Raw genomic sequence first — 17,534 nt, 5'->3', positions numbered from 1 at the left:
TACAGGAGGGTGGGCCCAGGGGCGAACTCACCGCGTGTACAGGCTCCGTCACGGCGCCGCCGCGTCGATCGCCTTCACGATCCGCTTGTCGGAGACGGGATATGCGGTGCCGAGCGCGTGGGCGAAGTAGCTCACCCGCAGCTCCTCGATCATCCAGCGGATGTCCCGGACCGCGGCGGGCACCGGCCGGCCCTGTGGCAACTGCTCCAGGAGCCAGGCGTACTCGTCCTGCATCTCATGGACCTTCTCCATACGGGCGGTGTCCCGCTGGACGCCGGTCGGCATCTGCTGCAGCCGGCGGTCCGCGGCCACCAGATAGCGCATCAGGTCCGGCAGCCGCCGCAGCCCGGTCGCCGTGACGAAGCCGGGCTTCACGAGGGCGTCCAACTGCTTGCGCACGTCCGTGAGGTTCGCGAGCAGGGTCGGGCTCCTGACGCCCTTCAGGCGGCGCTCACAGGCCTGCCAGGCGGCCAGCACCTGCTCCACCTGCCCGACGGTGCGCACGGTCGTGTCGACGATCTCGGCGCGCACCTTGTCGTACAGCTTGCGGTACGACTCCTCGTCCCATGCCGGGCCGCCGAAGTCACCGATCAGCTTGTCCGCCGCGGCCATGGCGCAGTCGTCGAAGAGCGCCTGGACCGAGCCGTGCGGGTTCGCGGACAGGGCGATCTTCTGGGCGTTGGTGAGCTTGTCCGAGGCGAACTTGCCCGGGTTCACCGGGATGTTCCGCAGGATCAGCCGGCGGGTTCCCTTCCACATGGCCTCGGCCTGCTCGGCCTCCGTGTCGAAGAGCCGGACGGAGACGGTGTTCGCCGCGGGGCCGTCGTCGACCAGCGCGGGGTACGCCTTCACCGGCTGGCCCGCCCGGCGCGTTTCGAAGAGACGGCTGAGCGAGCCGATCGTCCAGTCCGTCAGCCCCGTGCGCTCCAGGGACTCGCCGCCCGAGCGCTCCGCGGTCGCCGCGGCGGCCTGTGAGATGGCCTTGCGCGCCTTGGGCTTCAGCCGGAGCTTCAGGGCCTCCAGGTCCTTGTCCTCGGCGAGCTTGCGGCGCCGCTCGTCGACGATCCTGAAGGTGATCCGCAGGTGCTCGGGGAGCCGGGACCAGTCGAAGTCGTCCGCCGTCAGCGGCACCCCGACCATCCGCTTGAGCTCGCGCGCCATGGTCTGCGGCAGCGGCTCCTGGAGAGGCACCGCCCGCTCCAGGAACTTCTGCGCGAAGTTGGGGGCCGGGACGTAGTTCCGCCGGATCGGCTTCGGGAGGGAGCGGATCAGCTCCGTGACCACTTCCTCGCGCAGCCCCGGGATCTGCCAGTCGAAGCCCTCGTCCGTGACCTGGTTGAGGACCTGGAGCGGAACGTGGACGGTCACACCGTCCGCGTCCGCCCCCGGCTCGAACTGGTAGGTCACGCGGAACTTCAGGGGCCCCTGCCGCCAGGAGTCCGGGTAGTCGTCCTTCGTGACCTGGCCGGCGCGGTCGTTGATGAGCATCGAGCGCTCGAAGTCGAGGAGTTCGGGCTCCTCGTGGCGCTTGTGCTTCCACCAGGAGTCGAAGTGCGCCCCGGACACGACGTGTTCGGGCACCCGCTGCTCGTAGAAGTCGTAGAGGGTCTCGTCGTCGACCAGGATGTCCCGGCGACGCGCGCGGTGCTCCAGCTCCTCGACCTCGGTGAGGAGCTTGCGGTTGTCGGCGAAGAACTTGTGGTGCGTGCGCCAGTCGCCCTCGACCAGCGCGTTGCGGATGAACAGCTCGCGGCTGACCTCCGGGTCGATCCGCCCGTAGTTCACCTTCCGCTGCGCGACGATCGGCACGCCGTACAGCGTGACCTTCTCGTACGCCATCACGGCGGCCTGGTCCTTCTCCCAGTGCGGCTCGCTGTACGTCCGCTTGAGGAGATGGCCGGCCAGCGGTTCGATCCACTCCGGCTCGACGCGGGCGTTGACGCGGGCCCAGAGCCGGGAGGTCTCGACGAGTTCCGCGGACATCACGAAGCGCGGGGGCTTCTTGAAGAGCGCCGAGCCCGGGAAGATCGCGAACTTGGCGTTGCGCGCGCCGAGGTACTCGTTCTTGCCCGAAGCGCGTCCGCTCTCCCCGCCGGTCTCCTTCACGTCCTTCATGCCGACGTGCGAGAGCAGACCGGCGAGCAGCGACACGTGGACGCTCTGCTCGGGAGCGTCCTCCTCGTTCAGGTGGATGCCCATCTGCTTGGCGACGGTCCGCAGCTGGCTGTAGATGTCCTGCCACTCGCGGATGCGCAGGAAGTTCAGGTACTCCTGCTTGCACATCCGGCGGAAGGCGGACGACCCGCGCTCCTTCTGCTGCTCGCGCAGGTAGCGCCACAGGTTGAGGAAGGCGAGGAAGTCGGACGTCTCGTCCTTGAAGCGGGCGTGCTGCTGGTCGGCCTGGGCCTGCTTCTCGGAGGGCCGCTCGCGCGGGTCCTGGATGGAGAGCGCGGCGGCGATCACCATGACCTCGCGGGCACAGCCGTTCTTGTCGGCTTCCAGGACCATCCGGGCGAGGCGGGGGTCGACGGGCAGCTGGGCGAGCTTGCGGCCGGTCGGGGTGAGCCGCTTGCGGGCGTCCTTCTCGGCCGGGTCCAGCGCGTTGAGTTCCTGGAGGAGCTGGACGCCGTCGCGGATGTTGCGGTGGTCCGGCGGGTCGAGGAAGGGGAACTTCTCGATGTCGCCGAGGCCGGCCGCGGTCATCTGGAGGATGACGGAGGCGAGGTTCGTGCGGAGGATCTCGGCGTCGGTGAACTCGGGCCGGGACAGGAAGTCGTCCTCGGAGTACAGCCGGACGCAGATGCCGTCGGACGTACGGCCGCAGCGGCCCTTGCGCTGGTTGGCGCTCGCCTGCGACACCGGCTCGATGGGCAGCCGCTGCACCTTCGTGCGGTGGCTGTAGCGGGAGATGCGCGCGGTGCCCGGGTCGATGACGTACTTGATGCCGGGGACGGTGAGCGAGGTCTCGGCGACGTTGGTCGCCAGAACGATCCTGCGGCCCGTGTGCTGCTGGAAGACGCGGTGCTGCTCGGCGTGCGAGAGCCGTGCGTACAAGGGGAGCACCTCGGTGAAGCGGTAGCTCCTCTTCTCCAGCGCGTCCGCCGTGTCGCGGATCTCGCGCTCGCCGGAGAGGAAGACGAGGATGTCGCCCTTGCCCTCGGCCTGGAGCTCCTCGACGGCGTCGCAGATCGCGGTGATCTGGTCGCGGTCGGTGTCCTCGGAGTCCTCTTCCAGGAGCGGGCGGTAGCGCACCTCGACGGGGTACGTCCGGCCGCTCACCTCGACGATCGGGGCGTCCCCGAAGTGCCGGGAGAAGCGCTCCGGGTCGATGGTCGCGGAGGTGATGACGACCTTCAGGTCGGGGCGCCTGGGCAGCAGCTGGGCGAGGTAGCCGAGCAGGAAGTCGATGTTGAGGGACCGCTCGTGGGCCTCGTCGATGATGATCGTGTCGTAGGCGCGCAGCTCGCGGTCCGTCTGGATCTCGGCGAGCAGGATGCCGTCCGTCATCAGCTTGACGAAGGTGGCGTCCGGGTTCACCTGGTCGGTGAAGCGGACCTTCCAGCCGACGGCCTCGCCGAGCGGTGTGTCCAGCTCGTCGGCGACGCGCTCGGCCACGGTCCGCGCGGCGATACGACGGGGCTGGGTGTGCCCGATCATGCCGCGCACGCCCCGGCCCAGCTCCATGCAGATCTTCGGGATCTGCGTGGTCTTACCGGATCCGGTCTCGCCGGCCACGATGACGACCTGGTGGTCACGGATGGCGTCCGCGATCACGTCCTTCTTCTGGCTGACCGGGAGCTGCTCGGGATAGGTGATGGCGGGCACGCGGGCGCGGCGTTCGGCCATGCGGGCCTCGCCCTTGGTGACCTCCGCCTCGATCTCGGCGATCACGGCGGAGCGGGCCTCGGGCTTGCGGATCTTGCGCGCGCCTTCGAGCCTGCGACCGAGCCGCTGCGCGTCGCGCAGGGACAGTTCGGCCAGGCGGGGGGCGAGATCGCCGAGGGCGGGGGCAGGGTGCGTAGACATACGCGGTCCAGGATCTCACCTCGGCGAAATGACTGGCGAACGCTTTTGCGCGTCGGTCCCCCGCCGGGGCACGAAAAAGGCCCCGATCCGAAGATCGGGGCCTCTGCTGTGGCTGGGGCCGGGGTCGAACCGGCGACCTATCGCTTTTCAGGCGATCGCTCGTACCAACTGAGCTACCCAGCCACGAGGCTTCCGGGGAAACCTCAGCGGTCCTGACGGGATTTGAACCCGCGGCCTCCACCTTGACAGGGTGGCGAGCACTCCAAGCTGCTCCACAGGACCAAGCTTTGTGTGCGAACGAGCGAAGCAAGTGTCGCACACGGTGTTGCGTACCCCCAACGGGATTCGAACCCGTGCTACCGCCTTGAAAGGGCGGCGTCCTAGGCCGCTAGACGATGAGGGCTATCGGCCCGCCTGCGCGCTTCTCAGCGCGTCGGGGACGTGAGAAGCATATGGGATGGCGGGAGGTATCGCCAAAACGGTTTACCGAGCCGTCCCGGTGGGGCTCGGTGAGGGGGTCGGCGACGGGGTCGCGCCGGGCTGGTTCTCCTTCGGGAGATGGCGGCTGACCTCGGCGCTCGTGAGGCCGAGGCCGCCCAGCTTGATCTCGTCCCAGGCCTGGAGGCGCCGGGTGTCCCTGTCGAAGTAGAGGACCGAGGCCTCGATCGGGTCCGGGTACCTGCCCTCGACCGCCCGCAGCCCGCTGCCGCCCGTCGAGCCCTCGACGCGCAGCCGGGTGCCGTACTTCATGACCTCCATCTCCTCGTGGTGCAGATGGCCGGAGAGCACCAGGGGCACCTCGCCGTCCGTCCCGCGCGCCGCGGCGGGTTCGTGGACGATCGCGACGTCCGCCGGTGTGCCCGCGGCGCTCTGGTCGCGCAGGGCCGAGGCGAGGCGGGCGCCGGCGAGGTCCTCCGCGGCGTCGCCGCCGGGCGCGACCGCGCGGTCCGGGGTGAACTGCGGGTCGCCGATGCCCGCGAAGCGCAGCCCGGCGACGGAGACGGCCCGCCCGTCGTCGAGGACGTGGACGTTCTTCATCCGTTCCAGGTAGCGCTGGGTGAGGCGCGAGTCATGGTTGCCGCGCACCCAGACGTACGGGGCGCCCAGGTCCGGCACCGGGTCCAGGAAGCCGTTCTCGGCGGCCGTGCCGTGGTCCATGGTGTCGCCGGAGTCGACGATCACGTTGATGGAGTACTGCTTCACGAGCGAGGCGATGATCTTCCAGCTCGCCGGGTTGAGGTGGATGTCCGAGACGTGCAGGACCCGGATCGTGGTCGGGTCGGGCTCGTAGGCGGGGAGGGTGGACGTGACGTCGTACAGCTTCGTCACGTTCGTCACCAGGCGCGCCAACTCCTTCTGGTAGACGTCGAACTCGCTGACGATGTTGCGGGCGTTGCCGACCAGGGAGGGCGCGGAGGACAGCAGCCCGGAGTACTTCGGTTCCAGGACCGAGTTGGGGTTCCAGGTGGCGAAGGCGGTCGCCCCGGAGGCGGCCAGCAGGGCGAGGGCGAGGCCGCCGGCGGCGAGGGCCCGGCGTGGCCGGCGGTAGACGCCGAGGCCGAGGGCGGTGGCGCCGACGACCACGGCTATGCAGGAGCGCACGGCCAGGTCGATCGTGCCGTCCTCGACGTCCCGGGCCACCTCGTCCTGGAGGCCGGAGAGCCGTTCGGGGTGGTCGACGAGGGCCTGGGCACGGTCCGGATCGAGTTGGTCCACGTCCACGTCGAGGCGCAGCGGGGCCTGGTGGCTCCGCAGTTCCAGGGCGCCGAGCGGGGAGACGTTGATCTTCGTGCCGCCGGTGAGGGAGGGGCGCAGGGTCATGGTGGTGTTCATGGGGCCGACGGGGACGCGCACGTTGCCCACGACCAGCAGTCCGAGCCAGGCGCCGAGCAGCACCACGCAGAGGAGTCCGAGAGCGCGCGCGTACGGGTTGGGCCGGGCGGCGAGCTCCGGTACCGCGGGCCTGCGGCGGGCGCGACGGCGGCCGAGTGCGGGGAGCGCCCGGCGGGTGCGGTCGGCGGTACGGCGGACGAGGGCGGTTGCGGCGGCGCGGGCGCGGACCATTGGTCCCGTATGCCCAAGTGCCGGGGCGGGTATGCGGACGGAGCCGGCCCCGGCGGGTGGTCGGCGCGGGCGGTGGCGGCTCGGACGGTCGCCCTCGCGGGCGTCGTCCGGTCAACCCCAGCCCAGCTCGTGCAGCCGTTCGTCGTCAATGCCGAAGTGGTGGGCGATCTCGTGGATGACGGTCACGGCGACCTCGTGGACCACCTCGTCCGGGGTCTCGCACATCCGCAGGATCGGGCCCATGTAGATGGAGATGCGGTCGGGGAGCACCCCGGCGTACCACTCGCCGCGGTCGGTGAGCGGGGTGCCTTCGTAGAGGCCGAGGAGTTCGGGGTCGTCGGCCGGCGGCTCGTCCTCGACGAACACGGCGACGTTGTCCATGACCCGGGTCAGCTCGGGCGGGATCTTGTCGAGGGCCTGGCTCACGAGCTCTTCGAAGGTTTCGCGCGTCATCTCCAGCACAGGGCCATTGTCGGGGACGAGGCGCTCGCGGGGGGTACCGGCGGAGTGTCCGAAGGGCCCGGATGCGGCGCGCTGCTCACGCGGGCCGCATACGCGCGCTGCTCACGCACTCCTCGCCCGCGCGGCCCGGCCGCCGCCGCTCCCGCCTTCGTCGGGTCGTTCTCGGGGTACCGGGCGATCCAGGCGTACCCGCCCCCGGCCGTCGCGCCATCGCGGTCGGTGCCACCGGGCCCGCGGATCCGCCCGTCCCGCGTGACGTTTCGTCAGCGGCCGGAAGGGCACTCCGGGCAGGCCCCCGGGGCCGGTCGGGTCCGGGGGCGCGTGTCCTCTTGCGGGCGGCGGGAGTTGGACAGGGGGAACTCCCGTTCCTTCCCCGCGCTCCCGGCTCCGCCCGAGCGGGGGACGCCCCCTACGGAGGTGGCCGCCCGTGCGCGCCTTGTACGTACCCGTCCGTCTGGCCGCCACGGTCATGGCCGTCGCAGCCGCAGCCGGCTGCATGAGCGTGGGGAACGACGGGGACGACCGGCCCGGGCCCTCGCACTCCGCGGGGCAGCGGGCCGGCGAGCAGCCGGACGGCGGGACCTCGGTGGGCGGCGGCGGGATCGGGTCGCACGGCGGGAAGGGCGGCAAGGGCCGCAAGGGGTCGCCGAAGCCGGGTGAGTCGGAGTCGGGTGACGCATCTCCCTCCGCGTCCGCGTCGAAGGGCGGGAAGCCGTCCGCGAAGGCGACGGACAGGGGCGGCGGCGATCCGTCCACGGACCCGGTGCCGCCGGGTGAGCCGACGCCCACGCGCACGACCGCGGAGCCGACCCCCGAACCGCCGCCCGTGTCGACACCGCCGTCGTCCGATCCGGGATCCGCCGAGCCGTCGTCGTCGGCGCACGAACAGCCCGCGACGCAGCTCGTCCAGCGGGAGCCGGCGCCCGAGGCCGGCTCGCCGGTCTAGGCCCCTGACACCCTTGAAAACGTCCTGACCTGGGCGTATGGGGTCGGGTTTGCCTTCGGGGGTGGAGGGTGCGTATGGTGGTAGATCGTTTGATCCCATTTGCCCGGCGCCGCCAAAGAGAGCGCCGCGTGGCGCGTACTCTCCCTTGCCGTGGCCGGACCGCATAGAGGCGGTCGATTGCGACTTCACGGAGTTTGGGCGCGTGCCGAAGAACTCCGGAAGGTTCGCATTTCGCATGTCTGTTTCCAGTACTGATCACGTCGTCGTGCCCGAGAACGACCAGAACGACACCGTGAACGAGATCATCGAGGTCGTCGAGAGCGTCGAGGTCGTCGAGACCGTCGAGACCGTCGAGTCCGCCCCCGAGATGACCTTCTCCGACCTCGGTCTGCCCGAGGGTGTCGTCCGCAAGCTCGCGCAGAACGGCGTGACCAGCCCCTTCCCGATCCAGGCCGCGACCATCCCGGACGCCCTGGCCGGCAAGGACATCCTCGGCCGTGGCCGCACCGGCTCCGGCAAGACCCTCTCCTTCGGTCTGCCGCTGCTCACGCAGCTCTCCGGCGGCCACACCGAGAAGAAGAAGCCCCGCGGCATCATCCTCACGCCGACGCGTGAGCTCGCGATGCAGGTCGCGGACGCCCTCCAGCCGTACGGCGACGTCCTCGGCCTGAAGATGAAGGTCGTCTGCGGCGGTACGTCGATGGGCAACCAGATCTACGCCCTGGAGCGCGGCGTCGACGTCCTCGTCGCCACCCCGGGCCGCCTGCGCGACATCATCAACCGCGGCGCCTGCTCCCTCGCGAACGTCCAGGTCGCCGTGCTCGACGAGGCCGACCAGATGTCCGACCTGGGCTTCCTGCCCGAGGTCACCGAGCTGCTCGACCAGATCCCCGGCGGCGGCCAGCGCATGCTGTTCTCGGCCACGATGGAGAACGAGATCTCCACGCTGGTCAAGCGCTACCTGACCAACCCGGTCACGCACGAGGTCGACAGCGCCCAGGGCAACGTCACGACCATGTCGCACCACATCCTCATCGTGAAGCCCAAGGACAAGGCGCCGGTCACCGCCGCGATCGCCTCCCGCAAGGGCCGCACGATCATCTTCGTCCGCACCCAGCTGGGCGCCGACCGCATCGCCGAGCAGCTGCGTGACGCCGGTGTGAAGGCCGACGCGCTGCACGGCGGCATGACGCAGGGCGCCCGTACGCGGACGCTGGCCGACTTCAAGGACGGTTACGTCAACGCGCTCGTCGCGACCGACGTCGCCGCCCGCGGTATCCACGTCGACGGCATCGACCTGGTCCTGAACGTGGACCCGGCCGGCGACCACAAGGACTACCTGCACCGCTCCGGCCGCACCGCCCGCGCCGGCCGCTCCGGCACCGTCGTGTCGCTGTCGCTGCCGCACCAGCGCCGCCAGATCTTCCGGCTGATGGAGGACGCGGGCGTCGACGCCGCGCGTCACATCATCAACTCCGGTACGGCCTTCGAGCCCGAGGTCGCCGAGATCACCGGCGCCCGCTCGATGACCGAGGTCCAGGCCCAGTCCGCGGGCGACGCCGCCCAGCAGGCCGAGCGCGAGGTCACGCAGCTCACCAAGGAGCTGGAGCGCGCGCAGCGTCGTGCGGCCGAGCTGCGTGGGGAGTCCGACCGTCTGATCGCCCGTGCCGCGCGTGAGCGGGGCGAGGACCCGGAGATGGCCGTGGCCGCCGCTGCCGAGGCAGCCGAGCAGGCCGTCGTCGCCGAGGCCGAGGCCCCGGCCGCCGAGGCCGCCGTCGCCGAGCAGAACGAGCAGCCGCGTCAGCGCCGTGACGAGCGGGGCAACTACGAGCGCCGTGACAACGACCGCGGTGGGTTCCGCCGTGACGACAACCGTGGTGGCGGCTTCAACCGTGACGACCGTGGTCCCCGTCGTGACGACAACCGCGGTGGCGGCTTCAACCGCGACAACCGTGGTGGCGGCTTCAACCGTGACGACCGTGGTCCCCGTCGTGACGACAACCGCGGTGGCGGCTTCAACCGCGATGACCGTGGCGGCCGTTCTTTCGAGCGTCGTGACGACAACCGCAGTGGTGGCTTCAACCGCGATGACCGTGGCGGCCGTTCTTTCGAGCGTCGTGACGACAACCGCAGTGGTGGCTTCAACCGTGACGACCGTGGCGGCCGTTCTTTCGAGCGTCGTGACGACAACCGCAGTGCCGGTGGCCACCGGGGCAGCGACCGTCCCTTCAACCGTGCCGGTCAGGGCGACCGTCCCACGGGCGGTGGCTTCCGCTCCGGCGGCCACGACCGTCCGCAGGGCCGTCGTGACGACCACCGCACGACCGGCACCGGAACCGCTCCCGGTTCGTTCCGCCGCGACGACAAGCCGCGCTGGAAGCGCAACGGCTGAGACGCCGACGGCGGACGCTGACAGCCGTCCCTGACAGCTGACACGCAGCCACTTCGAGGGCCCGTACGACTCCGGTCGTACGGGCCCTTCGGCGTTCCGGGCGTCCGCCGGGGCGCCAAGGGCCTTTTCTGGCCAACTTGATGTTCCACCCCGCGCATGTCGTGCCCCCCGCGAGGGAATCGCTGGGGGCATGACAAATGACGCCACGGGCAGTGGGCTGTCGGACGAAGAACGGCTTGCCCAGCTCGGCTACACGCAGGTTCTCGCCCGCCGCATGTCGGCGTTCTCCAACTACGCGGTCTCCTTCACGATCATCTCGGTCCTGTCGGGCTGTCTGACGCTGTATCTGTTCGGCATGAACACCGGCGGCCCCGCCGTGATCACCTGGGGCTGGGTCGCGGTCGGGCTGATGACACTGTTCGTCGGGCTCGCGATGGCCGAGATCTGTTCGGCCTATCCGACCTCCGCCGGGCTGTACTTCTGGGCGCACCGCCTCGCCCCGCCGCGCAGCGCGGCGGCCTGGGCGTGGTTCACGGGCTGGTTCAACGTCCTCGGCCAGGTCGCGGTGACCGCGGGCATCGACTTCGGTGCCGCGTCCTTCCTCGGCGCCTACCTGAACCTCCAGTTCGACTTCGAGGTGACGCCCGGCCGTACGGTCCTGCTGTTCGCCGGGATCCTGATCCTGCACGGCCTCCTCAACACCTTCGGCGTGGGGATCGTCGCCCTCCTCAACAGCATCAGCGTGTGGTGGCACGTCATCGGCGTCGCCGTCATCGTCGGCGCGCTGACCTTCGTGCCGGACCACCACCAGACGGCCGGCTTCGTGTTCACGAAGTTCGTGAACAACACGGGCTGGGGCAGCGGGGTCTACGTCGTCCTCATCGGACTCCTCATGGCCCAGTACACGTTCACCGGCTACGACGCCTCCGCCCATATGACGGAGGAGACCCACGACGCCTCCACGGCCGGCCCGAAAGGCATCGTGCGGTCCATCTGGACGTCGTGGATCGCCGGATTCGTGCTGCTCCTCGGCTTCACCTTCGCCATCCAGTCGTACGACAAGGAGCTGGGCTCGGCGACCGGCGCGCCCCCGGCGCAGATCCTGCTGGACGCGGTCGGCGCCACGTCAGGCAAGCTCCTGCTGCTGGTCGTGATCGGCGCGCAGCTCTTCTGCGGCATGGCGTCGGTGACGGCCAACAGCCGCATGATCTATGCCTTTTCGCGGGACGGAGCGCTGCCGTTCTCGAACGTCTGGCACACGGTGAACCCGCGCACGCGGACCCCCGTCGCTGCGGTCTGGCTGGCCGCGCTGGGCGCCCTCGTGCTCGGACTGCCCTACCTGATCAATTACGCGGCCTACGCGGCCGTGACGTCGATCGCGGTCATCGGCCTCTATGTCGCCTACGTCATCCCGACGTTCCTGCGGGTGCGCAAGGGCGAGGACTTCCAGCGCGGACCCTGGCACCTGGGCCGCTGGTCCCGCCCGATCGGGGTGGTCGCGGTCGGCTGGGTGGTCGTCATCACGATCCTGTTCATGCTGCCGCAGGTCTCCCCGGTGACCTGGGAGACGTTCAACTACGCCCCGGTCGCGGTTCTCGTCGTGCTCGGCTTCGCCGCGGCCTGGTGGCTGGCCTCGGCCCGGCACTGGTTCCTCAACCCCGGACACGAACGCAACATCGCCCGTGAGGCGCTCCGCAAGGGAGCGCCCGAACCGGTGGATCCCTGACCTTGTGCGCGTCCGGCGTGGCCGGGTCGCCGATACCCGATCGGAGTCCCGGCCGCGTCCGGCTATGCTCGGGGATGCATCGGCGCGTCCGGTGCGCCGCATCGGCCTCGTCCGGTGCGGGGACCCTTAGCTCAATTGGCAGAGCAGTGGACTTTTAATCCATTGGTTGTGGGTTCGAGTCCCACAGGGTCTACCGCGTGACAGCGCCCCGCCCGGTTTCCGCCGGGCGGGGCGCTGTCATGTCGTCAGGGCGCGGCGACCGCACTGGTGTCAGCCCGCGGTGAGCTCCGTGAGGCCGGTGAGCTCCGGCAGCGGCAGCGTGTGCTGGGTCTGGAGGACCTTGGCACGCAGGTACCGGACGTTGTGCGCGGTGGCGAAGACGCCCGTCGGGACGCGGTGGGAGACCGTGACGCCGAGGTCGCGCAGCTGCTCGGCCTTGTCGGGGTTGTTGGAGAGCAGGTCGAGCGTGTCGATGCCGAGGGCCTGGAGCATCTGGGCGGCGGCCGTGTAGTCGCGGTCGTCCTCGGGGAGGCCGAGGGCGGCGTTGGCGGCGTACGTGTCGAGGCCCTCGTCCTGGAGGGCGTACGCGTCGAGCTTGTTGTAGAGGCCGATGCCGCGGCCCTCCTGGCGCAGGTACAGCAGGACGCCGCCGCGGTCCGCGATCTGTTCCACCGCCTCGCGCAGCTGCGGTCCGCAGTCGCACCGGGCCGAGCCGAAGACGTCGCCGGTCAGGCACTCCGAGTGCAGTCGCACCAGCGGGTTCGTGCCGGGGTCGCCGAGGACGACGGCCAGGTGTTCCTTGCCGTCGACGAGGCCGTGGAAGGTGACCAGGTCCGCGTCGACGGAGTAGCCGTCGCCGAAGCGCAGGGGCACGCGGACGCGGGTGCGCACCGTGGCGGTGGGGTGGTCGCGCATGTTGTGTCTCCGTCCAGCGGGTTCGTACGGGACGGCGCCTGCGGATTGTGCTTCAGATTTGAAGCACACCGTCCGGGACGAGACACTACATCTGCTTCAAAGTTCAAGCAACGGGTTGCGCGTCGTCCACGCGCCGTCTCCGGCGTCCCTCACGACGAACAGGAACGCCGTCGCCACGGCAGATCTTCCCCGCGCGCCGCCGAGTCCTCGTCCTGGATCGCCCGGGTGATGGCCCCGCAGATCTCCTCCAGCTGGCCCACCTGCTCGGCGGTCAGCCGGTCGAAGACCGCCGCCCGGACCGTCGCGACGTGCCCGGGCGCGGTCCGCTCCACGAGATCCATGCCCTCGTCGGTGAGCACGGCCACGTGGCCGCGCCGGTCGGTCGGGCAGCCCTCGCGGCGTACGGTGCCGTCCTTCTCCAGCCGCGTCACGGCGTACGTCAGACGGCTGCGCGTGATCTTCAGCGTCTCGGCCAGCTCCGTCATCCGCAGCCGTCGCTCGGGCGCCTCGGACAACCTGGCCAGGATGGAGTAGTAAAGGTGGGACATGCCCGCCTCGGCCTGGAGTCCGCGGTCGATGGTGTCCTCCAGGAGGGAGCTCGCGGAGATGTACGAGCGCCAGGCGCGCTGTTCGGCGGGGGAGAGCCAGCGGGTCGTCATGAGACCAGTCTAGGTATTGTTTAAAACTTGAACCACTGTGTGAGTGCGACCGGAGGAAACGCCCCGATGCCCCGTCCCCACGTCCTGTTGTCCGCCGCCGTCTCCCTCGACGGCTTCCTGGACGACACCGGGCCCGAGCGGCTGCTCCTCTCGGGCCCGGCCGACTTCGACCGGGTCGACGAGGTGCGGGCGTCCTGCGACGCGATCCTGGTCGGCGCCGGCACCCTGCGCGCCGACAACCCCCGGCTGCTGGTCAACTCCGCCGAACGCCGCGCGGCCCGCGTCGCCGACGGGCGTCCGGAGTATCCGCTGAAGGTGACCGTCAGCGGCTCGGGCGACCTCGACCCGGAGGCGCAGTTCTGGCACACGGGCGGCGAGAAGGCCGTCTACTCGACCGACGAGGGCGCCCGGCGGGCCGCCGGCCTGCTGCACGGCCTGCCCGGCGTCGACATCGTCCCGACCGGACCCGAGCTGGACTGGCGTGTGCTGCTGGAGCATCTGCACGACGTCCGGGGCGTACGCCGTCTGATGGTCGAGGGCGGCGGACGGGTCCACACCCAGCTCGTACGGGAGGGACTCGCCGACGAACTGCAGCTCGCCGTCGCGCCGCTCTTCGTCGGGCAGCCGGACGCGCCGCGACTGTTCGGGACCGGGGCCTATCCCCCCGGCCGTATGCGGCTCGTCGAGACCCGGCCCGTCGGGGACGTCGTCCTCATCCGCTACGTCCCCACCGCGCCCGGCACCGGCCGGACCGCCTCCGCCGCCGACCGGCGGTGGCTGGCCCTCGCCTGCGAGCTGGCGGCCTCCTGCCCGCCCTCGGAGACCGCGTTCAGTGTGGGCGCCGTGGTCGTCGCGGCCGACGGGACTGAGCTGGCCCGCGGCCACTCCCGCGAGGGCGACGACCCCGTGGTGCACGCCGAGGAGGCCGCCCTCGCCAAGATCGACCCGGCCGACCCGCGGCTGCCCGCCGCCACCGTCTACAGCAGCCTGGAGCCGTGCGCCCGCCGTGCCTCCCGGCCCGCACCCTGCGCCCGGCTCATCCTCGACGCCGGCGTACGGCGGGTCGTCACCGCCTGGCGCGAGCCCGACACCTTCGTCACCGATGCCGACGGCAACGGGCTCCTCGCCGCTGCGGGCGCCGACGTCGTCCTCCTGCCCGAGTACGAGGAGATCGCCAAGGCGCCCAACCGCCATCTGCTGGACGGGGCCGAGCACCGAACGGCCTGAGGGAACCCGCACGGCCGCGGTCGCTTGGGGCCGCTCGTGGGCCGACGCGGAGGGGCGGGCGACGCGTCGCCCGCCCGGTGGACGGCATGTGGAAGCGGAGCGTGTTCTGAGGGTCCCGCGGATGGCGTACACTGGTTTTAACGACGCGGGGTGGAGCAGCTCGGTAGCTCGCTGGGCTCATAACCCAGAGGTCGCAGGTTCAAATCCTGTCCCCGCTACTGAAGGCCAAGGGCCGGAACTCGGATTCACGAGTTCCGGCCCTTGGTGTTGGTACGGGCTCCCTTTCGCGGTCTCCTTTGCCTCTGCCGCTGTGCCGCTGTGCCGCGCCGTGCCGTTCCCGGGCTCACCCCGAAGAGCGGCGGAATCCCTCGGTCGGGCCACACCGGTCGCCCGCCGCCCCTGCTCCGGGTCTGCTGGACGTGTGGGTCAGCCAGGAGGTGAGGAGCGGACCGGAGAACTCGACGACCGGGCCGACCGCCCGCCCCTCGGTGATCCGCGGGCGACGGGGGTCTCCGGTGCTTCGGGTGCGTCCGGACCCGCGGGCGATGCCGGAACCGGTCCGGCGCGATGGCGTACGGGCCGTATCTCCTCCGTGCGCGCCCTCGTGCGAGCCCTGCCCGTGCTGCTGGTCATCGGCGGGACCTTCTACGACTACTTCACGCCGGGCGAGTTCACCGCAGCCCCCCTCTTCACGGCCGCCACCCTGATCGCCGCGCCCCTCTACTCGCTGCGCGGCACCGTCCTCACCGGCGCCGCCGCCGTCGGCGCGCTGATCCTCGTGCACCTGCGCCTCGGCATCGTCCTGCGGATCGACGCGGTCACCGAGGTCGTCACCGTCGCCACGGCGGCCGTCCTGGGCATCCTCATCAACATCCTCGTCCGGCGCAGCGACGAGCGGCTCGACTCCGTCTGGGAGATCGCCGAGTTCGCGCAGCGGGCCGTGCTGCCCGAACCCCAGGCGCGGATCGACGGCCTCGACGTCGCCGCGCGCTACGAGGCGGCCCAGGCGGACGCGTTCATCGGCGGGGACCTGTACGCGGTGCAGGACACCCCGTACGGCGTGCGGCTGGTCGTCGGGGACGTACGCGGCAAGGGGATGACGGCGGTCGCCGCCGTCGCCGTGGTCATCGGCGCGTTCCGGGAGGCGGCGGAGCAGGAGGCGACCCTGGAGGCGGTCGCGCAGCGGCTGGAGCGGGCACTGAAGCGCGAGGGCACCCGGCGCGACAACCTCGACGCCGTCGAGGGGTTCACCACTGCCGTCCTCGCGGAGATCCCGCACGACGAGGAGATCGTCCGCGTCGTCAACCGGGGGCATCCGCCGCCCCTGATGCTGCATCCCGACGGCACCCTCCTCCCGCTCACCGGCGGGCCCGCCGCGCTGCCCCTGGGGATGAGCGACCTGGGCGGCACACCCGACCGGGCGGTGCCGGCCCGTTTTCCGCACGGCGCGATCCTGCTGCTCCACACCGACGGGCTGTCCGAGGCCCGGGACGTGCGCGGGGAGTTCTACGATCCGGCCGCGCGGCTGGCCGGGCGGGTCTTCCCAGGGCCCGACGCGCTGCTGAACACCCTCGCCGACGAGGTCCGGCGGCACACGGGCGGCGCCCTCAGCGACGACATGGCGCTGCTCGCCGTCCGGCGCGGCTGACCGTCCGCGGAGGCCTTTCTTGATCGTTGTCACGAGGGGTGACCGAAGCGTGTCCCTCCGCATAACGACTGACGTACCGTCAAATGAATCCGTGTCGACGGGATGAGGCCAACTCGCCCGTTTTTCATCGCCCATGACCCCAAAGTCCTGGCCAAAAAGCGTTAATGATCAGTCTGAACAGCTTGGAATCAGGTGGCCAGGTCTATTAACGTTCGATAACGCAGCGCGGTCGTCCCAGCCGTCACAAGAGATGGCTCCGTGCGCATGCGCCGAATCCCGCAAGGGAACCGGGGAACCACCAACTTGGGGTGAATCGAGCGTATTCCGCCGTGGCAGCACGGTGGGTATACGCGCGTAGGAGACCTTCCTGCTCCGAACCCGTCAGCTAACCCGGTAGGCGAGAAGGAAGGAAAGGAGTGCGCCCACGTGGCGTCCAACCGGCCTGCTCAGCCAACCTCGTTCGCGCCGAATGACACACAGTCCTTCGGCTTCGCCTACGGCAAGGACGAGGGACCCTGGGAGGAGTGGAACCCCACCGAGGATTCCGTCCGTCCCGTTCGTGGCCGGCACCGCGTGGGAAAGCAGCGCGGCGGAGGACTCGCCCGCAGCTCCACGGTCCTCGGTGTAGGCGTCATCGCCGCAGTCGGCGCCGGTGGCATGGCCACCGCGGCGCCCGGCAAGGCGCCGGTCTCGATCTCGCTGCCCGACCTGTCCTCGGTCACCCACTCGGCCAAGGCCCTGATCAGCGACGGCGCCGAGGCCCCCAAGGGCTCCACGACTCCGCTCACCGGCGCGGGACTGACCACCGCCGACACCGCCCAGGGCACCACGGACGCCGGTGAGGCCCTGCGGGCCCGCATCATGCAGCAGGCCGAGTCGCAGCAGAACCAGGCCGACAGCGCCACCCAGGAGGCCGCCGAGACAGCCGCCGCGAAGCAGGCCACCGCGCTCGCCACCAAGCAGCAGGACGACGCGAAGGCCAAGGCGGACGCCGCGAAGAAGAAGGCGGAGGAGGAGGCCAAGGCGAAGGCCGAGGCCGAGCGTCTCGCCAAGCTCGCCAAGAGCTACTCGCTGCCGACCTCCTCGTACACCCTGACCTCGCGCTTCGGTGAGGCCGGTGCCCTGTGGTCGTCCGGCTACCACACGGGTCTCGACTTCGCGGCGCCCACCGGCACGCTGATCAAGGCCATCCACAGCGCCACCGTCACCGAGGCGGGCTGGGCCGGATCGTACGGCTACCGCACGATCCTCACCCTCGACGACGGCACCGAGCTGTGGTTCTGCCACCAGTCGTCGATCAGCGTCAGCGTCGGCCAGAAGGTCGCCACCGGCGACGTCATCGGCCGCGTGGGCGCGACGGGCAACGTCACCGGGCCGCACCTCCACCTGGAGGTCCACCCCGGCGGTGCCGCCACCGGCATCGACCCGATGGCGTGGCTCCAGGGCAAGGGCCTCAACCCCTGATCCGT

The 17,534-nt window shown here is 70.7% G+C and carries 11 protein-coding genes, 5 tRNA genes and 1 riboswitch; of the genes, 8 read left to right on the top strand and 8 right to left on the bottom strand.

The window, feature by feature from the left end:
- Positions 1-48 precede the first annotated feature (48 nt).
- The 6 genes from hrpA to ACIRQH_RS06915 all read right to left on the bottom strand — a co-directional run bounded on the left by hrpA (position 49) and on the right by ACIRQH_RS06915 (position 6,552).
- Entirely contained in the window at positions 49-4,026 is a 3,978-nt protein-coding gene (gene hrpA, locus ACIRQH_RS06940) for an ATP-dependent RNA helicase HrpA (protein WP_404224599.1), read from the bottom strand.
- 109 nt (positions 4,027-4,135) lie between these two features.
- A tRNA-Phe gene (locus tag ACIRQH_RS06935) sits at positions 4,136-4,209 on the bottom strand.
- A 24-nt stretch (positions 4,210-4,233) separates the two neighbouring features.
- Positions 4,234-4,308: transfer RNA gene (locus ACIRQH_RS06930), tRNA-Asp, on the bottom strand.
- 48 nt (positions 4,309-4,356) lie between these two features.
- A tRNA-Glu gene (locus tag ACIRQH_RS06925) sits at positions 4,357-4,429 on the bottom strand.
- A gap of 80 nt (positions 4,430-4,509) precedes the next feature.
- Positions 4,510-6,090, bottom strand: coding sequence for a metallophosphoesterase (locus ACIRQH_RS06920; protein ID WP_404224597.1), 1,581 nt, complete (start codon positions 6,088-6,090; stop codon positions 4,510-4,512).
- Positions 6,091-6,201: 111 nt separating this feature from the next.
- Entirely contained in the window at positions 6,202-6,552 is a 351-nt protein-coding gene (locus ACIRQH_RS06915) for a metallopeptidase family protein (RefSeq protein WP_081218193.1), read from the bottom strand.
- Positions 6,553-6,979: 427 nt separating this feature from the next.
- Between ACIRQH_RS06915 and ACIRQH_RS06910 the strand changes: the two genes are divergently transcribed.
- The 4 genes from ACIRQH_RS06910 to ACIRQH_RS06895 all read left to right on the top strand — a co-directional run bounded on the left by ACIRQH_RS06910 (position 6,980) and on the right by ACIRQH_RS06895 (position 11,809).
- On the top strand, positions 6,980-7,498 hold the full coding sequence (locus ACIRQH_RS06910; RefSeq protein WP_358817863.1) for a hypothetical protein: 519 nt from the start codon (positions 6,980-6,982) through the stop codon (positions 7,496-7,498).
- Between the two features lie 235 nt (positions 7,499-7,733).
- A complete protein-coding gene (locus ACIRQH_RS06905) occupies positions 7,734-9,890 on the top strand; it encodes a DEAD/DEAH box helicase (protein WP_404224595.1) in 2,157 nt (718 codons plus the stop codon).
- Between the two features lie 190 nt (positions 9,891-10,080).
- Positions 10,081-11,616, top strand: a complete 1,536-nt coding sequence (locus ACIRQH_RS06900) for an amino acid permease (RefSeq protein WP_388867983.1) — start codon at positions 10,081-10,083, stop codon at positions 11,614-11,616.
- 120 nt (positions 11,617-11,736) lie between these two features.
- A tRNA-Lys gene (locus ACIRQH_RS06895) sits at positions 11,737-11,809 on the top strand.
- A gap of 77 nt (positions 11,810-11,886) precedes the next feature.
- On the opposite strand, the gene ribA is transcribed toward ACIRQH_RS06895, so the two are convergent.
- Both ribA and ACIRQH_RS06885 read right to left on the bottom strand, forming a co-directional pair.
- A complete protein-coding gene (gene ribA / locus ACIRQH_RS06890) occupies positions 11,887-12,531 on the bottom strand; it encodes a GTP cyclohydrolase II (RefSeq protein ID WP_388930012.1) in 645 nt (214 codons plus the stop codon).
- A 149-nt stretch (positions 12,532-12,680) separates the two neighbouring features.
- Positions 12,681-13,190 carry a MarR family winged helix-turn-helix transcriptional regulator gene (locus tag ACIRQH_RS06885; protein WP_404224593.1) on the bottom strand — a complete coding sequence of 170 codons (510 nt, stop codon included), beginning with the start codon at positions 13,188-13,190 and terminating at the stop codon, positions 12,681-12,683.
- A 66-nt stretch (positions 13,191-13,256) separates the two neighbouring features.
- Here ACIRQH_RS06885 and ACIRQH_RS06880 point away from each other — a divergent pair, with 66 nt between their 5' ends.
- The 4 genes from ACIRQH_RS06880 (at position 13,257) to ACIRQH_RS06865 (ending at position 17,529) form a co-directional block, all read left to right on the top strand.
- A complete protein-coding gene (locus tag ACIRQH_RS06880) occupies positions 13,257-14,417 on the top strand; it encodes a dihydrofolate reductase family protein (protein ID WP_404224591.1) in 1,161 nt (386 codons plus the stop codon).
- Between the two features lie 144 nt (positions 14,418-14,561).
- A tRNA-Met gene (locus ACIRQH_RS06875) sits at positions 14,562-14,635 on the top strand.
- Positions 14,636-14,838: 203 nt separating this feature from the next.
- Complete coding sequence (locus ACIRQH_RS06870; RefSeq protein WP_404224589.1) at positions 14,839-16,065, top strand: PP2C family protein-serine/threonine phosphatase; 1,227 nt, start codon at positions 14,839-14,841, stop codon at positions 16,063-16,065.
- A 257-nt stretch (positions 16,066-16,322) separates the two neighbouring features.
- Positions 16,323-16,480, top strand: a riboswitch (cyclic di-AMP (ydaO/yuaA leader).
- 11 nt (positions 16,481-16,491) lie between these two features.
- A complete protein-coding gene (locus ACIRQH_RS06865; RefSeq protein WP_388867841.1) occupies positions 16,492-17,529 on the top strand; it encodes a M23 family metallopeptidase in 1,038 nt (345 codons plus the stop codon).
- Positions 17,530-17,534 lie beyond the last annotated feature (5 nt).

The organism is Streptomyces sp. NPDC102279 (genome assembly GCF_044766365.1).
Classification (GTDB): Bacteria; Actinomycetota; Actinomycetes; order Streptomycetales; family Streptomycetaceae; genus Streptomyces.
This window is presented reverse-complemented; position numbering and strand designations above follow the sequence as displayed.